The organism is Winslowiella iniecta (assembly GCF_001267535.1).
Taxonomy (GTDB): Bacteria; Pseudomonadota; Gammaproteobacteria; order Enterobacterales; family Enterobacteriaceae; genus Erwinia; species Erwinia iniecta.
The window spans coordinates 1-231 of the sequence record NZ_JRXE01000087.1; the positions used below are offsets into that span (position 1 = coordinate 1).

The window sequence follows — 231 nt, forward strand, 5'->3', positions numbered from 1 at the left end:
TAACCAAGCAACCACAGTACTGCTGTGCTCAGTGTTACCAGCAGGCTGAGTACCAGAATACGCCCTGCTGAACGGCTATGACTGTCGCGAAGCCCAAACCCAAATCGTTCACTTTTCTCATCCCGAAAATTTTGTTCTATCTGCATTCTTCGACCATATAACTTCATCACCTCACGTGGTTTAAACTCGGCTGTGCTGCTGAATATTAACCACGGCTCTTTCGCTGCTGCA

1 protein-coding gene is annotated in these 231 nt (G+C 47.6%); it reads right to left on the reverse strand.

Going from position 1 to position 231, the window contains the following annotated elements; genetic code table 11:
- Positions 1-231: transposase (locus NG42_RS22390; protein ID WP_156324281.1), on the reverse strand; the 231-nt coding region annotated here is incomplete at both ends.